Source organism: Bathymodiolus platifrons methanotrophic gill symbiont (assembly GCF_002189065.1).
Taxonomy (GTDB): Bacteria; Pseudomonadota; Gammaproteobacteria; order Methylococcales; family Methylomonadaceae; genus Methyloprofundus.
In genome coordinates this window covers 1-1,673 of the sequence record NZ_BDMN01000443.1, presented here as the reverse complement: position 1 = coordinate 1,673, position 1,673 = coordinate 1, and the positions used below count along the sequence as shown (strand labels likewise).

Sequence of the window (1,673 nt, the reverse complement as noted above, 5' to 3'; positions counted from 1 at the left end):
AGAGGTTAATATTGGCTAATCCTGCATAGTTAGCGCCACTTTTATCCATAACGACCTTATCAGGAAAGCCATTATTGTTAATCGTTTGTTTGAAAAATGCGGTTGCAGCCTCTTCATCACGGCGCTCAGAAAGCATGAAATCAAGCGTATCCCCGCGACTATCAACAGCTCGGTATAAATAGGTCCACTGCCCCTTCACTTTGATATACGTTTCATCCATGCGCCACGACTTATTGGTTTCTCGTTTCTGAGATTTAGCTTTTACAGCAATGGCAGGAGAATAACGGATAACCCAACGATTGAGCGTAGCATGATCCACTTCAACACCTCTTTCTTCCATAATTTCTTCAAGGTCGCGATACGAAACGCCATACCTGACATAAAAGAAAACAGCATAAAGAATGACATCTTTTTGAAAGTGAGTGCCTTTGAAGCTGAGCATGTGATCCACCTTTTATTGAAATTGATAATTATGATAGCAGATAACGTCGGGAAGGGGGATTTATGCGACAGAACCCATAAAGATACTATCGATCAATCCTTATGGTGGGTTATAGGATTCCATTACATGAAAGATTATAAGGGTAGAGTGTTCCTCTCTAAAACTACCACAGTTGGCAACTGTAACTTTTCAGTACCGGACATGTAATTACAACAGTTGACAATTGTAAATTTTATTTAACTTAACCTTCAAAACGATGTAGGCATCTGTACATCGTTTTGAGGATAATTAACTACCGAGAGGTTAGCGCAATGAATACCCTTAAAAAATACTGGTTAACTGTGTTTTTTCTAGTTGGATTGTTTTCAGCTTTAGCTTATGAGATATACCCATTACCCGTGAACGAAGATACTACTGAAGCGGGGAATGTAATTGAAAAAATAAGTAAAGTTAAAAAAGTTCCACTTACTTTTGTCCCAGAAAAAATCAGTTCTAAAAAACACACCCCCCCTGTATCAGATATTAGATATACCGAATCTACACCGTGGGAATCAACCTCTGATGCTGAACATTCCCATGACCATAATGAGGACTTAAATCCAGAGCTTGCAGAGCTAGAAGCTTTCTTTGGGGATCCTGAGAACGCTGCAGTCTATGCTGCCCCACTAGATGATTTTCCTGTACCCGAAAGATTTAAGGAGGAAGCGGATCTTGCTACACGGCAAATGAAAGAACGAGGGTATATTGATACTCCTGAAACTCGTATAACTCCAATCCGAGACGAGCTGACGCCAAAAAGTAAAAAATATGAGAAGACCTATGAGGAGGCGGTTGGACTTTTATCGGTAGAACCCTCTAATTTAGAAGGGACTCCATTTTTTGATAAAAAGGTAGTTTCCCGGCAGGTGAGCGGGGCTTATAATAATGGGAAGTGGTCTACTTTATCAAGAGTTTATGAATTTGACAATTTAAGCCTGGTTGAATTTTCGGAAGACGATTATGTTTCAGGGCATGGTAAAGTGGTATTTGCCGAAGATTCCATTAATGAAAATATTAATGGGAGCCCCGCTATATTCCAAGTGGAAGTAAGCCCAAGTGGAAAAGCTGTAACTTCACTAGTGTGGGCAACAGATTCTAAATATTATAAATTAATCATGGAGAAAAACGCGTCAAGTAATGAAGACATGAAGGATGAATTCTTAAATTTAGCACGTTCGGTGCCCATAGATTA

The 1,673-nt window shown here is 39.5% G+C and carries 2 protein-coding genes; one reads left to right on the top strand and one right to left on the bottom strand.

What is annotated here, in order from left to right:
- The coding region (locus CDZ78_RS19075) for an IS6 family transposase (protein ID WP_140414224.1) at nucleotides 1-442 on the bottom strand (442 nt) is incomplete at its 3' end.
- 311 nt (nucleotides 443-753) lie between these two features.
- Between CDZ78_RS19075 and CDZ78_RS19065 the strand changes: the two genes are divergently transcribed.
- Nucleotides 754-1,673: hypothetical protein (locus CDZ78_RS19065; protein WP_140414223.1), on the top strand; the 920-nt coding region annotated here is incomplete at its 3' end.